Origin of the sequence: Janthinobacterium sp. (genome assembly GCF_009923995.1) — a bacterium.
In the GTDB taxonomy this organism is placed as follows: Bacteria; Pseudomonadota; Gammaproteobacteria; order Burkholderiales; family Burkholderiaceae_D; genus Janthinobacterium.
This window is the reverse complement of sequence record NZ_RFSK01000003.1, coordinates 98,699-122,108: the sequence shown is the minus strand read 5'-3', so window position 1 is coordinate 122,108 and position 23,410 is coordinate 98,699. Positions and strand designations below refer to the sequence as shown.

The following is a 23,410-nucleotide window of genomic DNA, read 5'->3' as shown; positions in this document are numbered from 1 at the left end:
ACCAGGACCCGCGGCACACATCATCGCACGGCACAGCGCCCGTCAATCTCTGGAGGAAGCATGAACCGCATTTTCAAACAACTGGGCTGGGCAGCGCTTGCGCTGGCCGGCGCCGGCTCCCTGGGCGTGGTCGCCCTGCAACGCGGCGAACCGATCAGCGCGATCTGGATCGTCATCGCCGCCGTCTGCGTCTACCTGATCGCCTACCGCTTCTACAGCCTGTTCATCGCCGACAAGGTGCTGGGCCTCGATGCGCGCCGCATGACGCCCGCCTTCAAGCACAACGATGGCCTGGACCACGTGCCGACGAATAAATACGTGCTGTTCGGCCACCATTTCGCCGCCATCGCCGGCGCCGGCCCCCTGGTCGGCCCCGTGCTGGCCGCACAGATGGGCTACCTGCCCGGCATGCTGTGGATTTTGGCGGGCGTCGTGTTTGCGGGCGCCGTGCAGGATTTCATCGTGCTGTTCATTTCCATGCGCCGCGACGGCCGCTCCCTGGGCGACCTGATCAAGGCCGAACTGGGCGAAATTCCCGGCATGATTGCGCTGCTGGGCTGCTTCATGATCATGGTCATCATCCTGGCCGTGCTGGCCTTGATCGTCGTCAAGGCGCTGACGGGTTCCCCATGGGGCAGCTTCACCGTGATGGCGACGATCCCCATCGCCCTGTTCATGGGCGTGTATTCGCGCTTCATCCGCGTGGGCCGCATCGGCGAAATCTCCATCATCGGCTTCGTCTTGCTGATGCTGGCCATCATCGGCGGCCAGTACGTGCAGGAACACGCCGTGCTGGGCCCGATGTTCACCTTCACGGGCACGGAACTGACGTGGATGCTGATCGGCTACGGCTTCATCGCGTCCGTGCTGCCCGTGTGGCTGCTGCTGGCGCCGCGCGACTACCTGTCGACGTTCCTGAAGATCGGCACCATCCTGGGCCTGGCTATCGGCATCATCGTCGTCGCGCCCTACCTGAAAATGCCGGCCATGACCAAGTTCATCGACGGCTCCGGCCCCGTCTGGTCGGGCAATCTGTTCCCCTTCCTGTTCATCACGATCGCCTGCGGCGCCGTGTCCGGCTTCCACGCCCTGATTTCCTCGGGCACCACGCCGAAGATGATTGAAAACGAAAGCCACGCCCGCTTCATCGGCTATGGCGCCATGCTGATGGAATCGTTTGTTGCCATCATGGCCCTGGTGGCCGCCTCGACCATCGAGCCGGGCATCTATTTCGCCATGAACAGCCCGGCCGCCCTGATCGGCACGACGGCAGACTCGGCCGCCCAGGCCATCTCGCAGTGGGGCTTCTACATCACGCCGGAAATGCTGACGCAGACGGCCAAGGACGTGGGCGAGCACAGCATCATCTCGCGCGCGGGCGGCGCGCCGACCCTGGCCGTCGGCATGGCGCAGATCCTCTCGGGCGCCATCGGCGGCAAGGCCATGATGGCCTTCTGGTACCACTTCGCCATCCTGTTCGAAGCGCTGTTCATCCTGACGGCCGTCGATGCGGGCACGCGTGCCGGCCGCTTCATGCTGCAGGACTTGCTGGGCAGCTTCGTGCCTAGCCTGAAACAGACGGAAAACGTCATCGCCAACCTGCTGGCCACGGGCCTGTGCGTGGCGGCCTGGGGCTACTTCCTGTACCAGGGCGTCGTCGATCCGCTGGGCGGCATCAACACCCTGTGGCCGCTGTTCGGCATCGCCAACCAGATGCTGGCCGCCATCGCGCTGATCCTCGGCACCTGCGTGCTGTTCAAGATGAAGCGGGGCCAGTATGCGTGGGTGACGATCTTGCCCACCATCTGGCTGCTGCTGTGCACCCTGACGGCGGGCTGGCAAAAGATTTTCGACGCCAACCCGCGCGTGGGCTTCCTCGCGCATGCGAAGAAATACTCGGCGGCCCTCGATGAAGGCACCCTGCTGGCACCGGCCAAGTCCGTGGCGCAGATGCAGCAGATCATCTTCAACGATTACCTGGACGCGGGCCTGGCCGCCTTCTTCGTGGTGGTCGTCGTCAGCGTGCTGTTCTTCGGCATCCGCACCATTTTGAAGGCGCGCGCCGACAGCAAGCCTAGCACCAAGGAAACGCCGTTCCAGGCCATGCCCACGGTGCAATGATGTTCGACGAAATCATCAAGGCGGGACGCTATCTGGGGCAAAGCATGCGGCTCATGTGCGGCTTGCCCGAGTACGACACCTACGTGGCGCACCGGGAAGTGACCCATCCCGGCGAGCCGATGATGACGTATGAAGAGTTCTTCCGCGAGCGGCAGGAAGCCCGTTATGGCGGGGCCGGCAAGCGCGGCGGCTGCTGTTAATAGCGGGGTCAGACCCTTCGGGTCTGACCCCAGCTTTTCACCGGGTTTGATTTTATGAACCCCAAAAGCAACAACTGGGGTCAGACCCGACAGGGTCCGACCCCGGAGTTCCCCTCCCCTCTCCTCCCTTAGACCCACATCAACATCGGGGTGTGTCTTCGCGTCTATATTTTTCCAGTAGGAATTAAAAAACAGTCAACGGGTCGACCGGAGAAGCGCCGCCACCATGTTCAATTTCCAACGCTCCAGCATCAGCCAGAAGCTGACCATGATCTCGGTGCTGTCGTCGGGCTGCGCGCTGCTGCTGGTGTTCGTGGCGTTCGCGCTGACGTCCGTGCTCAGCCACAAGGATGACGAAGGCAAGCAGCTGCTGTCGCTGGCGGGAGTGATCGGCGCGGCCAGCGCGGCGCCCTTGCTGGCCGGAAAGCCTGCCCAGGCGGAACAGGTGCTGGCTGCGCTGGCCGCGCGCGACGAGATCGCCCAGGCCGCCCTGTTCGACCGGGGCGGGCGCCTGTTCGCCCTGTACCGCGCGCCGCAGCACGAGCAGGCCACGGCGGCGGCGGAAGACCTGGACCCGGCCCTGCTGGCCGACCTGGGCGCGCAAGCCGTCACGCAGGGTGCGGGCAGCACCCTGGCGCCCGCCATGCGCCTGTACCGCCCCGTCTACCGGCCGGACGCGGAGGGGCAGGAGCTCATCGGCGCCGTGCTGATCGAGGCGGACCTGAACCACATGTGGCGCGACATCGGCCGCCACGTGGGCGCCATCGGCGGCGCCACCCTGCTGTCCTTCCTGATCGCCGTGTGCCTCGCGCGGCGTTTCAAGAGCGTGATTGCCGAGCCCATCACCAAGCTCATTGATACAGCGCAAAAAGTCTCCAGCAGCCAGACGTATAGTCACCGCATCGCCCACCAGCGCAGCGACGAGCTGGGCGTGCTGATCGACAGTTTCAACGACATGCTGGCGCAGATCGACAGCCGCGACAGCACGCTGGCCAATTACCGCGACCAGCTCGAGCGCCAGGTGGGTGTGCGCACGGCGCAGCTGGAAAAGGCCAAGGATGCGGCCGAGGCGGCCAGCCAGGCGAAGAGCGCCTTCCTCGCCACCATGAGCCATGAAATCCGCACGCCCATGAACGGCGTGCTGGGCATGACGGAACTGCTGCTGGCCAGCCCCTTGACGCCGCAGCAGCGCCACTACACGAGCATGGTGCAGCGCTCGGGGCAGAACCTGCTCGTGATCATCAACGACATCCTCGACTTTTCCAAGATCGAGGCGGGCAAGCTCAGCGTCGAATACATCCGCTTCAATTTCCGCGAACTGCTCGACGACATCGAACACGTCTTTGCGCCGCAGGCGGAGGCGAAGAATATCTGCCTGGAATTCGACATCGCCAACGACATCCCCATCGCCATCTGCGGCGACCCGAACCGCCTGCGCCAGATCATCGTCAACCTGCTGGGCAACGCCATCAAGTTCACGGAAACGGGCAAGGTCACGGTGAAGGTGGAAGTGTGCTGCGAGGATGCGCCCAGCGTGGGCCTGCGCTTCGAGGTGCACGACACGGGCATCGGCGTGTCCAGCGAAGCGCAGAGCCGTATCTTCGAATCGTTTTCGCAGGCCGACGGCTCGACGACGCGCAAGCACGGCGGCACGGGCCTGGGCCTGACGATCTCGAAGCAGCTGGTGGAGCTGATGGGCGGAACTATCGGCGTCGACAATGCTTTAACGCAAGGCTCGATCTTCTGGTTCGAAGTAAATTTCGATAAGCGGCGGGTCGACAGCGAGGACCCGTCCTTCAACCTGAAAACCACGCGAGGGTTACGCGCCTTGATCGTCGACCACACTCCCGCCACGCGCGCCGTGCTGGAACGCCAGCTGGCCAGCTGGCACATCGTCAGCGACAGCGCCGGCACGGCAGGCGAATGCCTGGGCAAGCTGCGCGCGGCCCACCAGGCAGGCACGCCGTATGCCGTGGCCCTGCTCGACATGGAACTGCCGCGCACCAGCGGCCTGGCCCTGGCCGCCACCATCAAGAGCGATCCGCTGCTGGCGGACCTGAAACTGTTGCTGCTGAGTTCGGAACAGGGCGCGGCCGATCCCGTGCAGCGGCGCGAGGCGGGCGTGGCCTTCCAGCTGATCAAGCCGGCCCGCGAATGCGACCTGTTCGACTGCATCGTCACGCCGCCGCGTGCCGGCGAAAACCTGCGCGCGGCCGCGCCGCACGCGCTGCGCCCCGCCGCGCGCCCGCCCGGCCGGCGCCAGCGCCGCCGCGTGCTGCTGGCCGAGGACAACCCCGTCAACGTGGAAGTGGCGCTGGCCATGCTCGACAGCCTGGGCCTGGACGTGGCCTGTGCGCACAATGGCGAGGAAGCGCTGCAGGCGGCGCAGGCCGAGGATTTCGACCTGGTCCTGATGGATTGCCAGATGCCCGTCATGGACGGCTTTGCCGCCACGGCGGAAATCCGCCGCCACGAGCAGCAGCGCGGCCACGCGCGCGTGCTGCCCATCGTCGCCATCACGGCCAACGCGCTGCAGGGCGACCGCGAAGCGTGCCTGGCGGCCGGCATGGACGACTACCTGAGCAAGCCCTTCACGCAGCAGGACCTGGGCCACACCCTCGCCCGCTGGATCACCCTGCCCCGCGCGGCCACCGTGCACCACAGCGAGCAGCAGGAAGCGCCACAGGAAACGCCGCAAGCGCTGCGCCAGGAGGCGCCGCCCGCGCCCGCCGGCCAGCCGCTGAACCGCCAGGCGCTGGAAAACATCCGCGCCCTGTCGCGCGCGGATGGCGATGCGCTGCTGGAACGGGTGATCCTTGCGTTTACCGGCGAGACGCCGCGCCAGCTGGCGGCCATGCGCGAAGCCATCGCCGGCGCGGATGCGGAAGCGCTGCGCAAGGTGGCGCACAGCCTCAAGTCGGGCAGCGCCAACGTGGGCGCCGACGGCCTGGCGCAGCTGTGCAAGGAGATGGAAAAACTGGGCCGCGCCGGCAGCACCGAAGGCGCGGCCACGCTGCTGCAGCAGATGCAGCAGGCATTCCTGGCGGTGCGCGAATCGCTGAGCGCCATCCTCGTGAAGGAACACTGACATGACTGCGCCCCTCCCTCCCCCACGCGGCCTGGTGCTGGTGGCCGACGACGACCCCGTCATGCGCCTGCTGATGCGGCAGATGCTCACGCAGGTGGGCCTGGACGTGATCGAGGCCGAGGACGGCGTGCAGGCGCTGGCCTGCTACAAGCTCCAGGGCCCGGACCTGGTCATGCTCGACGTCGACATGCCGGCCATGGACGGCTTTGCCGTGTGCCGCGAAATCCGCCACCAGGAGGTGGGCGGCACGGTGCCCATCATCATGGTCACGGGCGGCGACGAACTGGAGGCCGTCACGCGCGCCTACGAGGTGGGCGCCACGGATTTCATTTCCAAGCCCATCAACTGGCCCATCCTGGGCCACCGCGTGCTGTACGTGCTGCGCGCCAGCGACGCCATCGCCCGCCTGCGCATCGCCGACGCGCACAACCGCGCCGTGCTGGCCGCCATCCCCGACACCTTCTTCCGCCTCAACCGCGAAGGCTTTTATCTGGACTACGAACAGGGCCACGACGCGAGCGCGGGCTTTTCCATCGCCAACTGCGTGGGCAGCCATATCCGCGACGTGCTGCCGCCCGAGATCGCCGCGCGCCTGCTGGACAAGGCCCGCGCCGTGCTGGCCACGCAGCACATCGGCTCGGTCGACTACACGCTCACCCACGGCGACAGCACGCGCCACTTCGAGGCGCGCCTCGTGGCGACAGGGGCCGACGAAGTGCTGGGCCTGGTGCGCGACATCAGCGAACGCAAGCGCACGGAAGAGCAGATCCGCCGCCTCGCCTACTGCGACAGCCTGACGGGCATCCCCAACCGGCAAGCCTTCCTGGAAACCCTGGAACGGGAACTGCTGCGCTCGAAAGAGCACGACAAGAAATTCGCCGTGCTGTTCATGGACCTCGATGCCTTCAAGCGCATCAACGACACCCTGGGCCACGACGTGGGCGACCATCTGCTCAAGGTGGTGTCCGAGCGCCTGCGCGAAACCATCCGCCCCAGCGACCTGGTGCTGCGCGCCGAACATGAGCTGGACGCCGGCGCGGGCGGCAGCAACCTGGCGCGCCTGGGCGGCGACGAATTCACGATCCTCATCCCCGACCTGGAACGGGTGGAAGACGCCCTCAACGTGGCGCACCGGGTGAAGGAAGCCATGCGCCGGCCCTTCATGATCGAGGGGCACGAGATTTTCGTCACGGCCAGCATCGGCATCTCGCTGTACCCGGAAGATGGCGAGGACTGCAACTCGCTTTTGAAATATGCGGACACGGCCATGTACCACGCGAAGAACTGCGGCAAGAACAACGCCAAGCTGTACAGTTCCTCGCTGACGATGGAAATCATGAGCCACGTCAAGATGGAAGTGGGCTTGAGGAAAGCCTTGCAGAACAACGAGCTGTATTTGCTGTACCAGCCGCAGATCGACGTGCCCAGCACCCAGATCGTCGGCGTGGAAGCGCTGGTGCGCTGGCGCCACCCGGAGCGGGGCATCATCTCGCCCACGGAATTCATCCCCCTGGCCGAAGAGACGGGCCTGATCGTGCCCATCGGCGAATGGGTGCTGCGCACGGCGTGCAACCAGGCCAAGGCATGGCAGAGCGATGGCGGGCGGGCCATCCGCATGGCCGTGAACCTGTCGGCCAAGCAGTTCAAGGATGAAAACCTGATGCAGATCGTGCTGTCGGCCCTGGCCGACACGGGCCTGGACGCGCGCCTGCTGGAGCTGGAATTGACGGAAGGCACACTGATGGACGATGCGCGCGCCACCATGGTGACCCTGGAGCAGTTGCGCGGCATCGGCGTGTACCTGTCCATCGACGACTTCGGCACGGGATATTCTTCAATGAATTACCTGAAGCGCTTCGACGTGCGGGCATTAAAAATCGACAAGAGTTTTATCGCCGGCTTGCCGCAGGATACGGAAAACGCGGCCATCACGCGCGCCATCATCGCCATGGCGCATGGCTTGAAGATGGTGGTGGTGGCCGAAGGCGTGGAGACGGATGAGCAGCTGCTGATGCTGGAAGAATACGGCTGCGACATGGCCCAGGGATACTTCCTGGGCCACCCGTCGCCGCACGACACGATCACGGCCATGCTGGCCAGGCAGGCCGGCCAGGCGGCCAGCCTGGAAGCTATTGCACTTCGAAGGCAAGGATTTGCGTGACTTGCTGGGCGTTGAAATTATCGTCGGAAATCATCACGAGGCTGCGGCGGCCGTTTTCCAGGCGCGGGCCCCAGCTGATGCCTTCGATATTGTCGACCCTGGGCAAACCGATCTTTTCCAGGTCCAGCAGCAGGCGCTTGCGCGCCGGCACATAGGCCGCGCCTGCCAGGGCCGGCATGGCCTGGATGTCGGTGGCGCCCTCCGTGTCCATCGCGTACACGCGCACATGGTTGGTGTAGATGCCATCCGCGTTTTCCACGCCCGCCCGCTCCACCACCAGCACTTGGCGGTCGTTGACGGCGAGAATTTCCGACACGCCATTGTCCGCTTCGCGCCCCGGCGCGGGCCGCGACGCCACGGGCTCGATAGCATACGCATACTGGCCCAGCACGGCGCCGGCCCGGTCCAGGCGCGTGATGCGCACGACGGAACCGTTATCGGGCGTGGCCAGGGGGCCATCCTGGTACAGGGCCGCTTCCATGCCCAGCCACAGGCTCCGGCCATCGGGCGAGAAGGACAAGCCTTCAAAACTCATGTTGTTGCGCGAGCCGACTTCGTCCTTGGAGACATTGAACATGGCCGGCGTCGGCAAGGTGGCGAGGAACTTGCCATCGCGGTCCGCGTGGCGCACGAAGGGGTGCAGGCCCACCTTGCGGTTGCCTTCGCTGCTATACCAGACGCTGCCGTCACGGGGATCGACGCGGATGCTCTCGATGTCGGCCACTTCGTCGCCCTTGTCCAGCCGCGCGTGCGCCAGGTTCGGATAGCGGCTGCCGTCGGGCTGCGTGAAGAAATGCACGCTCTTCAAGGTCACGGCGGAGAATTTCTCGCTGTCGTAATCGAGCGTGGCGCGGTAGAAGCGGGCCGGATTGATTTCCGAGCGGTCATCGCTTTCCATCACCCAGCTGCCGCTGGCCGCGTCGTAGTCGATGCCGGACAGGCCGCCCACCGTCGTGCTGTCGAACGGCTGCTTCAGGGCGATGCGCTGTTCGCCGATCAGGCGCAGGCCCGCGACGGGCGCATCGCGGGGGATACTGGCACAGGCGGAGAGGAGGATGGAGATGGCCAGCGCGGGGATCAGGCACGCACGCGGGGCGCGGAGGGACGACTGCTTCACGATATTCCTTAATAAAACCCAAAGACGGAGTCCGGGGTCGGACCCTGAAGGTCCGACCCCAGTCCTTGCCTGGGGGCACAATGATTTACCAAGCTAAACCTACACCACCCCGCCGGCCTTGAGCCGCGCGATGGCGGCGGCATCATAACCCAGCGATGCGAGCACCTCGTCGTTGTGCTGGCCCAGGGCCGGTCCCAGCCACTGGGTCTTGCCCGGCGTGGCGGACAGTTTCGGGCTGATGGCGGGCAGCTTGACGGGCGTGCCGTCGGCGAAATGGTGTTGTTCGAACATGTCGCGGGCGAGAAATTGCGGATCGCTCAGCATGTCGCGCACGGAGTAGATTTTGCCGGCGGGTACGTCGGCCGCCTTCAGCACGGCCAGCGCGCTGTCTATCGTGTGCGTGGCGCACCAGGCGCCGATGGCGTCGTCGATTTCCTGCGTGCGCGCCACCCGGCCGTCGTTGCGCGCCAGCTGCGGGTCGCCCGCCATGTCGATGCGGCCCATGGCCAGCATCAAGCGCTTGAAGATGGCGTCGCCATTACCGGCAATCACGATGTTTTCGCCATCGCCCGTCGTGTAGGTATTCGAGGGCACGATGCCGGGCAGGGAGCCGCCCGTGCGCTCGCGCACCACGCCCGCCTGGTCGTACTCGGGCACCAGCGATTCCATCAGATTGAACACGGATTCGTACAGGGCCACGTCGACCATCTGCCCTTCGCCGGTCGCCGCGCCGCCCGTCACGTCGCGGTGGCGCAAGGCCATCATGGCGCCGATCACGCCGTGCAGGGCCGCCACGGAGTCGCCGATGGACACGCCCACGCGCACGGGCGGGCGGTCGGCAAAGCCGGACACATAGCGCAAGCCGCCCATAGCTTCGCCGATGGCGCCGAAGCCGGGCAAGTCCTTCATCGGCCCCGTCTGGCCAAAGCCCGACAGGCGCACCATGATGAGGGAAGGCTTGATCTGCTTGAGCTGCTCGTAGCCGAGGTCCCACTTTTCCAGCACGCCGGGACGGTAGTTCTCGATGATGATGTCCGCTTCCAGGGCCAGCTGGCGGGCGATGGCCCGGCCTTCCGGCGACTTCAGGTTCAGCGTTAAACTTTTTTTGTTGCGCGCCTGCACCGACCACCACAGCGAGGTGCCATCCTTCAGCACGCGCCAGGTTCGGATGGGGTCGCCGCCATCGGGCGACTCGATCTTGATCACGTCGGCGCCGAATTCGGCCAGCATGCGGGCGCAGAACGGCCCCGCGATCAGGGTGCCCAGCTCCAGGACTTTGATGCCCTGGAGGGGGCCGGAAGATGCGGAAGCGTCTGTCATGTTGTAGTCAGGTTGCCCTGCGATCGAGCATCGCGCGGGCGATGGTGCCCGCGTCGACGTATTCCAGTTCGCCGCCCACGGGCACGCCGCGGGCCAGGCGGCTCACGCGCAAGCCCCGCGCCTTCAGCATCTCGCTGATGTAGTGGGCCGTCGCTTCGCCTTCATTCGTGAAGTTGGTGGCCAGCACCACTTCACCGACCACGCCATCGTTGGCGCGGTTCAGCAATTTTTCGAGGTGGATATCTTTCGGGCCGATGCCGTCGAGCGGCGACAGCCGTCCCATGAGCACGAAATACAGGCCCTTGTAGGTCAAGGTCTGCTCGATCATCAGCTGGTCGGCAGGCGTTTCCACCACGCACAGCAAGCGCTTGTCGCGCTCCTCGTCGAGACAGGTCTCGCACACTTCATGTTCGGTAAAGGTATTGCACAGGCCGCAGTGATGCACGGCATCGACGGCCTGGAACAGGGCGCGCGACAGCATGGCCGCGCCTTCCCTATCGTGCTGCAACAAATGAAATGCCATCCGCTGCGCCGACTTGGGGCCGACGCCGGGCAGGCGCCGCAGCGCCTCGGTCAGGAATTCAAGCGACTTGGACATGGATCAACCTTGCCCCGTGCCACAGATCGAGCGCATGCGGTATTGCATCAGAATGGCATTTTGAAGCCGGCTGGCAAGTTCATGCCGCCAGTCAAACCTGCCATTTTTTCCGCGGACGTCGCTTCCGCCTTGCGCACGGCGTCGTTGAAGGCGGCAGCCACCAGGTCTTCCAGCATGTCCTTGTCGTCGGCCAGCAAGGATGGATCGATGGAAACGCGCTTGACGTCGTTCTTGCACGTCATGACGATTTTTACCAAGCCGGCGCCGGACTGGCCTTCCACTTCCACCAGCGCCAGTTGTTCCTGGGCCTTTTTCATGTTGTCTTGCATTGCTTGCGCCTGCTTCATCAGGCCAGCCAGTTGATTTTTCATCATGAGAATGCTCCGTTCAATTCAGTTTGTGAGTGTGTTAATCATCAATGCAGGGTCGGCGCGGCGGAGCCGGCCGGTGCAGGGGTAATCGTTCCCGGCACGACAAAAGCGTCGAATGCGCGCTTCATGTCGAGCACAAAGGGGTCGCTGGCGATGGTTTCTTCCGCTTGCAGCTGGCACGCCTCGCGGTGGGCTTGCGCTTCCGCGCTGGCCGTGTACCAGACGGCGCCCAGTTCCGTGTCGACACTGACCTTGCGGCCGAAGCGCTCGGTCAGCGCGGCCGCCAGTTTTTCCACGTTGGCGGGACTGCGCCACGTATCGATGGGCACGCGCAGGCGGAACGTCGTGCTGTGGCCGTCGTGCAGGCATTCGATCAGCTCGGCCTGCACGGCCAGCTGCTGGGCCACGCCGCGCAAGGGCAGCACGGCGGCGACGGCCGGCCAGTTGCCGTCCCAGTCCAGGCCCGGCACGGGCGTGATCACATACGGTCCGCTGGGCGCGGCTTGCTTGGCGGCACGCTGCGGCATGACGACGGCGGGCTGTTCGCCGGGCGCATTGGCGGGCGCCGACACGGCAGCCGAAGCGCTGTCGTCGGAAAATTCGGTGACCCACGGCGGCAAATCGTCATCCTGCTGCTGCGCTTGCGGCGGCGGCGCGACAGGACGCGCCTGCTGTGCCGGCGCGGACGCAGGAGCTTCCATCACGGCCACGGGTGGCGCATCGTCCCACGGCGCCGGTGCTTTCGCGGCAGCCGGTGGCGGCGGCGGTGCCGGCTGGACTGGCGCGGCAGGTGCGACTGGCGCTGCGGCAACCGGTTCCGGCGCGGGAGCAGCCGGCTTCGGTGCCGACGATGGCGCCGACGGCGCACTGCCGGGACGGCCTTTCGAGGCGGCGCGGGCCGCTTCCAGCGCCGCATTGATGGCGGCGCGGGCGGAACTGATGGGCGCGCCCGATGCGGCCGGGGCAGCGGGTGCCGCTGCGGCCGGAGCCGTCGGAGCCGCGGCTGGCGGCGGCGCCGCTGGTGCGGGCGCCGGCGATGAGACAGGTGCCGGCGCTGGCATCGCCGCACGCGGCGGCGGCGCGTCGCTGCGCGCCATGCTGGCGGCAGCGGCGGCCACGACGGCGGGCGGGGTCACGGCAGCATGGCTGGCCACGCTGTTCGTGGCGGCGCGGGCGGCCGGGACGGACGCTCCTGCCGCGGCGCGCGCGGCGGCGACAGCAGCGGGACGATTGCCCGTGGCTGCGGCCGGTGCGGCCGGCACGCCATCGGCGCCGCCTATGCCTGGCCGAAAGGCCAGCATGCGCAGCAAGGTCATGGTAAAGCCCGCGTATTCGTCGGGCGCCAGGCCCAGTTCATTGCGGCCATGTACGGCGATCTGGTAAAACAGCTGCACTTCTTCCGCGTCGAACGCGGTTGCCAGGCGCACGATGTCCGCGTACTCGGGCAGATCCTGCGGCAAGGCGGCGGGCACGGTTTGCGCCAGCGCAATGCGGTGCAATAACGTGCCCAGGTCCTGCAGGGCGCCGTTATACGACAGGCTGCGCGACGCCATCTCGTCGGCCACGGCCAGCAAGTCGGCGCCGTCCTGCTGCGCCAGCGCGTCGAGCAGGCGCACCAGGTACGACTGGTCGAGCGCGCCCAGCATGCCTTGCACGGCATCCAGGGTGACGGCGCCGGCCGCATAGGCGATGGCCTGGTCCGTCAGGGACAGCGCATCGCGCATGGAACCGTGGGCGCCCTGGGCCAGCAGGCGCAAGGCCGGCTGTTCGAAGGTAATGCCTTCCTGTCCCAGGATATTGTCCAGGTGGCTGATGATGTGGCCGGGCGGCATCTGCTTGAGGTTGAACTGCAGGCAGCGCGACAGCACGGTCACGGGTATCTTTTGCGGGTCCGTCGTGGCCAGGATGAATTTCACGTGCTCGGGCGGCTCTTCCAGCGTTTTCAGCATGGAATTGAACGCATGGTTCGTCAGCATGTGCACCTCGTCGATCATGTAGACCTTGAAGCGCGCATTGCTGGGCGCGTAGACCGCCTGCTCCAGCAGCTGCGCCATTTCATCGACGCCGCGGTTCGACGCCGCATCCATCTCGATATAGTCGACGAAACGTCCCGCATCGATCGCCGTGCACGCTTCGCACACGCCGCAAGGCTGGGCCGTGATGCCGCCCGTGCCATCGGGACCGATGCAGTTGAGCGACTTGGCCAGGATGCGCGACAGGGTCGTCTTGCCGACGCCGCGCGTGCCCGTGAACAGGTAGGCGTGATGCAATCGGCCACTGTGCAAGGCATGCGTGAGCGCGCGCACGACGTGCTCCTGGCCGACGAGCGTCTCGAAATTCTTGGGGCGGTATTTACGGGCGAGGACTTGATAGGACATGCTGAGATTTTACCGTAGATAGCGGGTGCGAAGGGCCTATCCTGCGCCGGCCCGGAAAAGCGGCGTCAGGTGCAGCACAGAGGCAATAAAAGAACAATTGTAACAAGCTGCGCCGGGATTGGCGAAATCCGCACGGCCAGCATAGAATTTGCTTTTCCTTTAACTTGATAAAAATGAAAAAATTCGTCCTGCTTCCCCTGCTCCTGCTGCCCCTGTGCGCCCATGCCGACGAGCGCGAATGGGTGCCGTACAAGAAACTGATCGAGGACTTGCGCATCGACAAATTCTACGCCCTGCCTGCCGCCGAGCGCGACAAGCTGCGCCTGTTTATCACCGTCAAGCCGGACAACAAAAGCTACAAGCCGTCCGACGTGATCCTGACGGCCGTCAAAGGCAAGGAGCGCCTGCCCCTGCCGGCCCTGTCGCCGGACTACCGCATGGCCCTGGTACCGAATCCCGCCTGGCTCAGCGACGACACGCAGATCATGACGAGCCTGCCCAAGGGTGAAAAGTCCAAGGTCAGCCTGACGGCCACCACGGCCCTGCCCGATGGCCTGCAATGGAACTACGCGGCCGTCATGGGCAGCGTGGCGCAGATGAACCAGGCCATCAAGAAGATGGCGGGCGCGCTGAGCATGTTTGCGCCCACGATCAAGTCGGTGGTATTCAAGTTCGGCAAGCCGGCGCAGTTGACGGTAGGCAACAAAGTATGGACGACGGATGCGCAGCACCAGATCGCGCTGAAACCGGACGCCACCCTGCTGAAGGACAATCCAGCCATGCTCGCCAGCGAGCGGCCCGTCGAGGCGGAACTGAGCGACGAGTAATGGCCGCAGGGCGGAAACAAAAAAAGCTGCCCGTGGCAGCTTTTATATTGTTTCCCGAAGGAGGCGAGCCTGATCTGCGGCACTCATGGTTAATAGCCGTGGCTGCTTCGTTCCCGACCTGACCAGGTTAGCCATGCCACGATGCGCAGGGGCCCGCCGGGGACAATTATACCCGGTCTGCGCAAGATTGGGGAAGTTGCTGCGTGAACATGCAAACTCCAAGGCAAAATCCGGGGTCGGACCCGGCGGGTCTGACCCCGGCTCTCCGCTTGCCTGGCACTGACAGCAGGCGCAGGCCGTCAGCCGACACTGCTGAGTATGCAGGCCAGGAGCATGCAAGCGCCGCAAGCTCGGCTTGCGCGCAAGCGCCAAACCGAGCTACGCAGTGCCTACAGCCCCAGTTCCTGCCAGATGCCATCCACCTTCGCCTTCACTTCCGGCGTCATGGCGATCACCGTACCCCACTCGCGCGTCGTTTCGCCCGGCCACTTATTCGTCGCATCGATGCCCATCTTGCTGCCCAGGCCGCTGATCGGCGAGGCGAAGTCCAGGTAGTCGATGGGCGTGTTGTCGACCAGGGTCGTGTCGCGCAGGGGATCGACGCGCGTGGTGATGGCCCAGATGACCTCTTTCCAGTCGCGGATGTTCACGTCCTCGTCGACGACGACGATGAACTTGGTATACATGAACTGGCGCAGGAAACTCCACACGCCGAACATCACGCGCTTGGCGTGGCCCGCGTACTGCTTCTTGATCTGCACCACGGCCATGCGGTAGCTGCAGCCTTCGGGCGGCAGATAAAAGTCCGTGATTTCGCTGAACTGCTTTTGCAGCAGGGGCACGAACACTTCGTTCAGGGCCAGGCCCAGCACGGCCGGCTCGTCGGGCGGCTTGCCCGTGTACGTGGAGTGATAGATGGGGTCGCGGCGCATGGTGATGCGGTCGATGGTAAACACGGGGAAACTGTCCTGCTCATTATAGTAGCCCGTGTGGTCGCCATACGGCCCTTCCAGTGCGTGTTCATAGCCGCTCGGATGGTTTTCATCCGGGTAGATATGGCCTTCGAGCACGATTTCAGCGGACGCGGGCACGCGCAGCTCGCTGCCGATGGCTTTCACCAGCTCCGTGCGGCTGCCGCGCAGCAAGCCGGCGAACTGGTATTCGGACAGGCTGTCCGGCACCGGCGTGACGGCGCCTAATATAGTAGCGGGATCGGCACCGAGCGCGACGGCGATCGGATACGGCTTGCCCTTGCTCTGGATGGCGTGTTCGCGGAAATCCAGCGCCCCGCCCCGGTGCGCCAGCCAGCGCATGATGACCTTGTTGCGCCCCAGTACCTGCTGGCGGTAGATGCCCAGGTTTTGCCGCTTCTTGTTCGGGCCCTTGGTGATCACCAGGCCCCAGGTGATCAGGGGCGCGACGTCGCCGGGCCAGCAATGCTGGATGGGCAGGCGCGCCAGGTCGACGTCATTGCCTTCCCAGACGATTTCCTGGCACTTGGCGCCGCGCAGTTCCTTCGGCGACATGTCCCACACGGATTTCACCAGCGAGCCCAGGCCCAGCAAGTCCTTGAAATCCTTCGGCGGCTCCGGCTCCTTCAGGCGCGCCAGCACGTGGCCGATCTTGCGCAGTTCGCCGACATCTTCCGCGCCCATGCCCAGCGCCACGCGGCGCGTCGTACCGAACAGATTGCCCAGCACGGGCATCGTGTGCCCCGTCGGATTGTTGAACAGCAAGGCCGGTCCGCCCGCGCGCAAGGTGCGGTCGCATACCTCCGTCATCTCCAAATACGGCGAAATGGGCGTCGAAATGGGCTTAAGTTCACCCATTTGTTGCAGTTGAGAAATAAAATCTCGCAAATCTGAATATTTCATGTGTTTTTAATTTTTTTTGACGTCGGACGCCGTTGCTGAAGGATCTATGCCAAGTAATTGATTTTATTGGCTTTTGGCACAATGCAAGTCAAAAAGTAAGACATAAAAGTAATAAAGAATCGATTCGTTAGTATTGACTTGATATAAAACGGCTTCTACAATTCGCCCAACTTGAAAGAGGACGCCGGCCCAGGGCTTGATTTTAGCGTCTCTCTCTCATTCACGGAGTCGGGGCTCCACATGACATTTTAAGGAGTGTTTTCAAAAGGCGTCTGCCTTACCCCCGGTAAAAGTTGTATTGCGACTGATCCAATACCAATGCGGACCGATCAGCTCAAGCAAGCAATGACGGCGTTTCTCGCACGCATCCATACGCGGCGGAAACGATGATATTTCTGATGCACGGCATTGGCAGTACCCACAACACCGCGAGACCGCGGAGGGACTGCCTGTTGACGCGACATTTCGGGGAACTCTATGACTCATCGTAGCACCGAAGCAGCATTACCTGCTTCAACCGTGGCTGGCCAGCCAGCACTGGCGCGTTTGCGCGCCCGCGCACAAGCCATTTCGGCACGTGGTGTCTTGACCACCGCACAACACACCCTGACAGTCTTCGGCATTTCCGCCCTGGCACTGATCGCCCTGCTGATGTTCCGCCCTGAGCTGGGCAAGCAACTGACGCACAGCCTGTTCCCGCTGCCGATGGCAGAGGCACAAGCCGTCGAAGCACCGGCCCTGTCGGCACTGATGGAAGCGCCTGCTTCCGTGCAGACGGCCGTTGTCAACGAAGCACCGCTGACGAAGGAAGAAAAAGCCCTGCTGGGCACGAAAAAGCAGCAGCAATGGGTGACGGACTGGCTCTCCAAGCGTTACCGCGTGGCCAACGACGCGACCAATATGCTCGTCTCGACGGCTTACCTGACGGCCCGTGAAATCAAGCTCGACCCCCTGCTGATCCTGGCCGTGATGGCCATCGAATCGGGCCTGAACCCGTTCGCGGAAAGCCCCGTCGGCGCACAGGGCTTGATGCAGGTCATGTCGAAAGTGCACCATGAGCGCTTCCAGGAAATGGGCGGCGTGCAAGCGGCCCTGAATCCGGTCGCCAACATCCGCGTCGGCTCCCTGATCCTGAAGGACTACGTCACGCGCGGCGGTTCCGTCGAAGCGGGCTTGAAAACCTACGTGGGCGCCGCCAACTTCGCCACCGACTCGGGCTACGGCTCGCGCGTGCTGGCCGAATACCGCCGCCTGAAGCAAGTGTCCGCCGGCCAGCGCGTGCCGACCAGCACCCCGGTGATGGCCTCGAACACGCCGGCGCCAGCCAAGGCCCCTGCCGCGGAAAGCGGTATCACCATCAAAGTACTCCCACACAACGAGATCGCCGGCCTGTAGTAGCGCGCTCTTCAAACCTGCTGCGCAGCCCGCTCTCGGGTCGGCGTTACTCGCTGTACTCCAGTACAGCTGCGTTACTCAACCCGATATCGAGCTTGCTCGCTACGGTTTGAACAGGCGCCGATGCATTAATGCACATCACTCCGACAGCAAAAAGGGCAGACTTTTCAGTCTGCCCTTTTTACATCCATTGCGGCCTGCGCCGCAGGATAAGCTGCTATCTTACTTGCGCTTGCTGGCGTTGACTTCTTCCTCGCGGAATTTCACTGCCAGCTTGTCCAGCACGCCATTCACGTACTTGTGGCCATCGATGCCGCCGAACGACTTGGCCAGCTCGACCGCTTCGTTGATGACGACGCGGTACGGGATTTCCATGTTGTTCTTCAGCTCGAATGCGCCGATCAGCAGGATGCCGTGTTCGATGGGCGACAGTTCCGCGATATTGCGGTCGATCAAGGGAGCCATGCTGTCGCGCAGCGCCAGCGAGTCCTTGATGGCGCCGTACAGCAGCACCGTGAAATGATCGCCATCGGCCTTGTCGAAGCCATGCGCGGCGCGAATATTGTTCACGACGGTGGTCGCGTCTTCATTGTTCAGCAGCCACTGGTACAAGCCCTGCAGCGCAAACTCGCGCGCGCGGTGACGCGGCGTGCGGTTCTTGCTGGGATTGGCGAGCAAATTTTTCTCAGTCATGATTGTTACCTGTTCTTAAATACGTATTTACTGCAAATAGTGACGAATACCGCGGCGCGCTGCCAGGCAGCACACTGCGGCGCAAGCACGATCAATCCTCGTCTGTGTCTTGCAACTCTTCCAGCGCTTGCGCCAGATTGGCCATTTCCACTGCCACGCGTGCCGCTTCGGCTCCCTTGACGAGCATGCGCACTTCCGCCTGCTCGTCGTTTTCAGTCGTCAACACGGCGTTGGCGACGGGGATGCCGTAATCGAGACCGACGCGCGTGATGCCCGCGCCCGATTCGTTCGATACCAGCTCGAAGTGGTAGGTTTCACCGCGAATCACGGCGCCCAGTGCGATCAGGGCGTCGAATTGCTCGGTTTCCGCCATTTTTTGCAGAATCAGTGGGATTTCCAGGGCGCCCGGCACGGTCACGTGCAGGATATCTTCATCGGCCACGCCCAGCTTGCTCAACTCTTCCAGGCATGCCGACAGCAAGCCACCACCGACGATTTCATTGAATCGTGCCTGGACGATACCGACGCGCAAACCTTCGCCGGCAAAATTGGTTTCATACGTTCCTACGCTCATCATATGCCTCTTTAATCTGGTGGTTCAGGGCGGCACGCACATGCCGCCATCGTTTACTCTACGTTGACGCCTGACAAAATCGTAGCGAGCGGCAGTGAGTTGTGGTCGAGAAGCGCAACTGTACGAAGGTACAGTGAGCATCACAGGCCGCAAATCGCGACGCGCAGTAGATTTAGTCAGGCGTCTGGCCCGGATGGCACTGAAAACCCGTGACTTCCAGGTCGAAACCGACCATCGACGGCATCTTGCGCGGGCTGGCCAGCAATTGCATCTTGCTTACGCCCAGGTCGCGCAGGATTTGCGCGCCGATGCCGTAGCTGCGCAGGTCCATGCTGGCGGCGCGGCCTTTCGGCTTGGCTTGCGGCGTGTCCAGCGCGGCGAACTGGGCAAACAGCTCGCTCGACGTCTCGCCACAGTTCAGCAAGACCATCACGCCGCGCTCGGCCTGCTTGATGGCGGCCATCGAGGCGGCCACCGTCCACGAGTGGGTGGTCGCTTCGCTTTCCAGCACGTCCAGCAGGGAAACGGGCTGGTGCACGCGCACCAGCGCTTCCAGGCCGGGAGCCAGGTCGCCATGCACGAGGGCCAGGTGGGCCGACGCACTGGGCTTGTCGCGGAAGGCGATCAGGCGGAATTCGCCGTGCGCCGTGTGCAGGGTACGTTCTGCAACGCGCTCGACCAGGGACTCCGTCTGGCTGCGGTAATGGATCAGGTCGGCAATCGTGCCGATCTTCAGTCCATGCTGCTCAGCAAACACCAGCAAGTCCGGCAGGCGCGCCATGGTGCCGTCATCCTTCATGATTTCGCAAATCACGGACGCGGGCGTCAAGCCGGCCATGGCCGTCAGGTCGCAGCCGGCTTCCGTATGGCCTGCGCGCATCAGCACGCCGCCCTTTTGCGCTTTCAGGGGGAAGATATGGCCGGGCTGGACGATATCGCTGGGCTGCGTGCCCTTGGCCACGGCCACCTGGATGGTCTTGGCGCGGTCGGCGGCGGAAATGCCCGTCGTCACGCCTTCGGCCGCTTCGATGGAGACGGTGAAGTTGGTGCCATAGGCCGTGCCGTTGCGCGACGTCATCATCGACAGGTTCAGCTCGTCGCAACGCTCTTCCGTCAGGGTCAGGCAGACCAGGCCACGCGCATGCGTGATCATGAAATTGATGGCTTCCGGCGTCACGAAATCGGCGGCAAGCACCAGATCGCCTTCATTTTCCCGGTCTTCTTCATCGACCAGTATCACCATGCGGCCGGCGCGCAGTTCAGCGACGATCTCTTCGGTGCTGGATATTGACATTATTCATCCTCTGAGGACGCCTGGCACAAGCTGCTGCGCGTCGGGACAGGCGGCGTGCGATGCGCACCGTACCTGCGTACGCTTGCGCTTCTCAGCCACCTCCCCCCTGCCGCTCGCGACGGTGTTGCCGGGCGTTGTTAATGAAACTAAAAACTGAAACTGAAACATCGCGTGCGAATATTCCGCGAATTTCCGGGAATTTTCTTATAACCTGCTATTTTAAAGGATTTAGCGCTTGCAGACCTGAAATAAGACAGCGCCGCCACACAGACACCGCCCCCGGGCCACAAAACGCCGATTCCTCGATCCAGCGCAAACGGCAGCGGCAAAACGCGCGCCGCCCGCCTTGCGAAGAGCATAAGATGGGCGGGGCAGCACACAGAGTCATTCTCCGCGCCCCGCGGTTCCCGCCGCAGCGGGCGTTTTCTTATGTTTCGCACTATCCCCATACAGGAGCGGCAGCATGAAAACCAACGGATCGGCCATCTGGTCAGGCGGCATCAAGGATGGCAAGGGCGCCATCAGCACGCGCAGCGGCGCCTTGCAGGAGTATCCCTACGGCTTTGCCAGCCGCTTCGAAGGCAAGCCGGGCACCAATCCCGAGGAACTGATCGGCGCTGCCCACGCGGGCTGCTTCACCATGGCCCTGTCGCTGATCCTCGGCGAAGCGGGCCTGACGGCGGAAAAGATGGAAACGACGGCCGACGTGACCCTCGACAAGGTCGATGACGGTTTCGCCATCACGGCCGTCCACCTGACCCTGAAGGCGAAGATTCCCGGCGCCGACCAGGCGAAGTTCGAGGAACTCACGGGCAAGGCCAAGGCCGGCTGCCCCGTGTCGAAATTACTGAAAGCAAATATCACGCTGGACGCCACCCTGCTGCCGTGACGGTCCCCCGCCACCGGCCTGTGCCGGCGGGCATGCCGCCCGTGGCAGGGCCGGCCCTGGCGGGCCCGGCACCGCCGCTGGCCGGGAAACCGGACCTGGCACAGGCACGCCAAGGCATGCCGGGGCAGTGACGATGGCTGGCAGCCCGTGGCGGCGCGCGGCAGCTTATGCCCAGCGTTCTAGATCTTCGGCACGGGCTTGACGGGTTCCACCGGCGCGACGGGCGCCACCAGGGGCGCTTGCGAGGCGCTGGCCGGCAGGGGGCGGTTCATCAGGCCGGGATTCAGGGCTGCATTGTTCAGGTTATAGGCGGCGATGGCGGCCGCCACGGACGGGTCTTGCGACGACGGCGGCGGCACGGCCTGGCCCGCGTTTTGCGCGGCCAGTTCTTGCGCCTGCGCATTTTGCTGCGCCAGCTGGGCTTGCGCAGTGTCCGCCACGCCCGCATCGGCCTGCACCTGCGCTGCGCGTGCCAAGGATTGCGCCCGGTCGGCCGCCGCCTGGGCCGCCAGTTGCGCGTCGCTGGCCGCCAGTTGCGCCCGTGCCGCATCATCTGCGGCCGCCTGCGCCTGCTGCTGCAAGCTCATCTGCTGCACTTGTCCTTGCCGCAACTCTTCCACCCGCGCCGCTTCCTGCTGCCGGGCCTGCAGGTCCGCATCGAGGGCGGCACTGCCCTGGCGCAGGGCATCCGCGCGCTGGCTGTCCGCCTGCTGCGCCTGCAGCGACTCCGGCGCATCGGCCGCCTGCCGTGCCGGCGCCTGGGGCCGCAGCCCCTGCAAGTCCAGGTTCAGCTCTTCCGCTTCCAGTTGCTGCTGCAGTTCGAGTTGCCTCTGTGCAATAGCCGCCGTTTGCGGCGGCTCCCCTTGCGCCACGGCCGCCACCTGCCCTGCCAGCGCGGCAGCAGCAGGGACAGTCCCGCCGGCCAGGTCCGCTTCGACAGCGGCCGCCACCGGCACGCCTTGCTGCCGGGCCAGCACGGCCCCCACCTGCACCAGCACGTCCGTTCCCTGCTGCAAGGCATCCAGGGTAGCAGCGCTGTCGGCCGCATATGCCGCCTGCAAGGTGGCGGCATCCACGTCCTCGTTGCGCAAGTCGACGCCGATGCGGGCCAGTCCCGCCTGCGTCAGCAGGCTGCCGTCCTGCGCCAGTGCGGCCGCCGCGCCCGTCGTGCCGTCGCCCGACAACAGGTCGTAGCGCTGCGCCAGGCTGCCCGGCGTGTCGCCCGCCGACGCCAGCTGGCTGGCATCGATGCCGCTCGTTTGCAGCTGGGCGAACGATGCCGTCAGCTGCCGCGCCAGCGCCAGCAAGTCGTCATGGACATTCACGGGGACAGCGGCCGCGCCAGCCTGCTCCGTGGCGCCCTGCAAGGCGAGCAGTTGCCGGCGCGACAGGGCCACGCCGGACAAAAACTGGCCCAGCGGGGAGAGGTCGACCTGGGTCGACGACAGCAGGGGAATGGCAGCCGCGGCACCGGCAGCGGGTACGGGCGCGGCTGGCGACAGCGGCGCCGTTTCGCCCACGCGGGGCGTGGCCGGTATGACATTGGGCAAGGTGGCGCGCGAAATCGGCTCCATGGTTTTCCTCCACTGCGGAAAACTCATAGTATGCGCGTCCCGGGGAAAAGCAACACACGCTTGGAATCTGGCGACTCGTCACGATCGGGACGGAATGCGCCGGAGCGCCCGCCGCATGCGCATGCGGGGCGGTCCGGCGGGGTGCGGCAAGCGCGTCTTAGGCGGCAGCCTTGCTGTCGAGCGACAGCATGCGCTCGACATAGCGGGCGATCAGGTCGATCTCCAGGTTGACCTTGCCACCGACCGTCAGGTGCTTCAGGGTCGTCATGGCGATCGTGTGCGGGATCAGGTTGATCGAGAAGCGGCAGCCATCGATGGCGCCCGCACCCAGGTCTTCCACGCGGTTGACGGTCAGCGACACGCCATTGACGACGACGGAACCCTTGAAGGCCAGGTATTTCGCCAGCGCGTGCGGCGCTTCGATGACCAGTTCCCACGATTCGCCCACGGCTTCGAACTTGCGCACGATGCCCAGGCCGTCGACGTGGCCCGACACGAGGTGGCCGCCCAGGCGCTCGGCCAGGGTCAGGGCTTTTTCCAGGTTCACTTCCGTGGGCGTGTCGAGGCCCACGGTGCAATTGAGGCTTTCGCGCGAGACATCGACGGCAAAGCCCGTGTCCGACTTTTCCACCACCGTCATGCAGGCGCCATTGATGGCGATCGAATCGCCCAGGGCCACATCGGCCAGCGGCAAGCCGCCCGCATGGATGGTCAGGCGCACGCCTGCGTCGAGGCCGCCGTCGAGCGGCTGCACGGTTTCAATTTTGCCAATGGCGGCAACAATTCCTGTAAACATGGAGCTAACCTTATAAAAATTATGAAAGTAGTAAAAACGCCTGTCAAAACCTGCTGTGCGCCGTCATTTGCGGCCGGCGATGCTCACTGCCGCGGCGACCCCGTACTCCGTACTGCTGCGCTGCTCGGGCCAAGGGGGGC

18 protein-coding genes and 1 other RNA gene are annotated in these 23,410 nt (G+C 64.5%); 7 read left to right on the top strand and 12 right to left on the bottom strand.

Annotation, left to right across the window (positions count from 1 at the left end; all coding sequences use genetic code 11):
* Nucleotides 1-60 precede the first annotated feature (60 nt).
* From EBS11_RS02540 to EBS11_RS02525, 4 genes are all read left to right on the top strand, one after another.
* On the top strand, nucleotides 61-2,121 hold the full coding sequence (locus tag EBS11_RS02540) for a carbon starvation CstA family protein (protein WP_290600293.1): 2,061 nt from the start codon (nucleotides 61-63) through the stop codon (nucleotides 2,119-2,121).
* Entirely contained in the window at nucleotides 2,121-2,321 is a 201-nt protein-coding gene (locus tag EBS11_RS02535) for a YbdD/YjiX family protein (RefSeq protein ID WP_290600387.1), read from the top strand. The genes EBS11_RS02540 and EBS11_RS02535 overlap by 1 nt, the downstream gene beginning before the upstream one ends.
* A 226-nt stretch (nucleotides 2,322-2,547) precedes the next feature.
* Nucleotides 2,548-5,409, top strand: coding sequence for a response regulator (locus tag EBS11_RS02530; RefSeq protein ID WP_290600292.1), 2,862 nt, complete (start codon nucleotides 2,548-2,550; stop codon nucleotides 5,407-5,409).
* 1 nt (nucleotide 5,410) lies between these two features.
* Nucleotides 5,411-7,570, top strand: a complete 2,160-nt coding sequence (locus tag EBS11_RS02525; protein WP_290600291.1) for an EAL domain-containing protein — start codon at nucleotides 5,411-5,413, stop codon at nucleotides 7,568-7,570.
* Here the strand turns inward: EBS11_RS02525 and EBS11_RS02520 are convergent.
* The 5 genes from EBS11_RS02520 to dnaX all read right to left on the bottom strand — a co-directional run bounded on the left by EBS11_RS02520 (nucleotide 7,539) and on the right by dnaX (nucleotide 13,354).
* The gene (locus tag EBS11_RS02520; protein ID WP_290600290.1) at nucleotides 7,539-8,687 is read right to left on the bottom strand and encodes an esterase-like activity of phytase family protein; all 1,149 of its coding nucleotides are present in this window, start codon (nucleotides 8,685-8,687) and stop codon (nucleotides 7,539-7,541) included. The genes EBS11_RS02525 and EBS11_RS02520 overlap by 32 nt on opposite strands.
* Nucleotides 8,688-8,786: 99 nt before the next feature.
* Nucleotides 8,787-10,007, bottom strand: a complete 1,221-nt coding sequence (locus EBS11_RS02515; RefSeq protein ID WP_290600288.1) for a CaiB/BaiF CoA-transferase family protein — start codon at nucleotides 10,005-10,007, stop codon at nucleotides 8,787-8,789.
* Nucleotides 10,008-10,014: 7 nt separating this feature from the next.
* Nucleotides 10,015-10,605: a recombination mediator RecR gene (recR, locus tag EBS11_RS02510; protein WP_034786598.1), complete on the bottom strand. Its 591-nt coding sequence runs from the start codon at nucleotides 10,603-10,605 to the stop codon at nucleotides 10,015-10,017.
* A 47-nt stretch (nucleotides 10,606-10,652) separates the two neighbouring features.
* Nucleotides 10,653-10,979, bottom strand: a complete 327-nt coding sequence (locus tag EBS11_RS02505) for a YbaB/EbfC family nucleoid-associated protein (protein ID WP_034759121.1) — start codon at nucleotides 10,977-10,979, stop codon at nucleotides 10,653-10,655.
* Nucleotides 10,980-11,020: 41 nt separating this feature from the next.
* Nucleotides 11,021-13,354: a DNA polymerase III subunit gamma/tau gene (dnaX, locus tag EBS11_RS02500; RefSeq protein ID WP_290600283.1), complete on the bottom strand. Its 2,334-nt coding sequence runs from the start codon at nucleotides 13,352-13,354 to the stop codon at nucleotides 11,021-11,023.
* 173 nt (nucleotides 13,355-13,527) lie between these two features.
* On the opposite strand from dnaX, the gene EBS11_RS02495 reads away from it, so the two are divergent.
* Nucleotides 13,528-14,181 carry a DUF2987 domain-containing protein gene (locus tag EBS11_RS02495; RefSeq protein ID WP_290600282.1) on the top strand — a complete coding sequence of 218 codons (654 nt, stop codon included), beginning with the start codon at nucleotides 13,528-13,530 and terminating at the stop codon, nucleotides 14,179-14,181.
* 59 nt (nucleotides 14,182-14,240) lie between these two features.
* Here the strand turns inward: EBS11_RS02495 and ffs are convergent.
* An RNA gene (ffs, locus tag EBS11_RS02490) (signal recognition particle sRNA small type) lies at nucleotides 14,241-14,339 on the bottom strand.
* Between the two features lie 231 nt (nucleotides 14,340-14,570).
* Nucleotides 14,571-16,055 (bottom strand): 4-hydroxy-3-polyprenylbenzoate decarboxylase, encoded by a 1,485-nt coding sequence (gene ubiD, locus EBS11_RS02485; protein ID WP_290600281.1) that lies wholly within the window; start codon nucleotides 16,053-16,055, stop codon nucleotides 14,571-14,573.
* 585 nt (nucleotides 16,056-16,640) lie between these two features.
* Here ubiD and EBS11_RS02480 point away from each other — a divergent pair.
* Nucleotides 16,641-17,450: a lytic transglycosylase domain-containing protein gene (locus EBS11_RS02480; protein ID WP_365954683.1), complete on the top strand. Its 810-nt coding sequence runs from the start codon at nucleotides 16,641-16,643 to the stop codon at nucleotides 17,448-17,450.
* 222 nt (nucleotides 17,451-17,672) lie between these two features.
* Here EBS11_RS02480 and nusB read toward each other — a convergent pair whose 3' ends face one another.
* The 3 genes from nusB to ribBA form a co-directional block, all read right to left on the bottom strand.
* Complete coding sequence (nusB, locus tag EBS11_RS02475; RefSeq protein WP_215405451.1) at nucleotides 17,673-18,143, bottom strand: transcription antitermination factor NusB; 471 nt, start codon at nucleotides 18,141-18,143, stop codon at nucleotides 17,673-17,675.
* A gap of 91 nt (nucleotides 18,144-18,234) precedes the next feature.
* A complete protein-coding gene (gene ribH / locus EBS11_RS02470; protein WP_290600384.1) occupies nucleotides 18,235-18,717 on the bottom strand; it encodes a 6,7-dimethyl-8-ribityllumazine synthase in 483 nt (160 codons plus the stop codon).
* Nucleotides 18,718-18,889: 172 nt separating this feature from the next.
* A complete protein-coding gene (gene ribBA / locus EBS11_RS02465; protein ID WP_128140071.1) occupies nucleotides 18,890-20,011 on the bottom strand; it encodes a bifunctional 3,4-dihydroxy-2-butanone-4-phosphate synthase/GTP cyclohydrolase II in 1,122 nt (373 codons plus the stop codon).
* 463 nt (nucleotides 20,012-20,474) lie between these two features.
* On the opposite strand from ribBA, the gene EBS11_RS02460 reads away from it, so the two are divergent.
* Nucleotides 20,475-20,900, top strand: coding sequence for an OsmC family protein (locus tag EBS11_RS02460; RefSeq protein WP_290600275.1), 426 nt, complete (start codon nucleotides 20,475-20,477; stop codon nucleotides 20,898-20,900).
* Nucleotides 20,901-21,079: 179 nt separating this feature from the next.
* Here EBS11_RS02460 and EBS11_RS02455 read toward each other — a convergent pair whose 3' ends face one another.
* Both EBS11_RS02455 and EBS11_RS02450 read right to left on the bottom strand, forming a co-directional pair.
* On the bottom strand, nucleotides 21,080-22,474 hold the full coding sequence (locus tag EBS11_RS02455; RefSeq protein WP_290600274.1) for a hypothetical protein: 1,395 nt from the start codon (nucleotides 22,472-22,474) through the stop codon (nucleotides 21,080-21,082).
* 157 nt (nucleotides 22,475-22,631) lie between these two features.
* Nucleotides 22,632-23,270, bottom strand: coding sequence for a riboflavin synthase (locus EBS11_RS02450; protein ID WP_290600272.1), 639 nt, complete (start codon nucleotides 23,268-23,270; stop codon nucleotides 22,632-22,634).
* Nucleotides 23,271-23,410 lie beyond the last annotated feature (140 nt).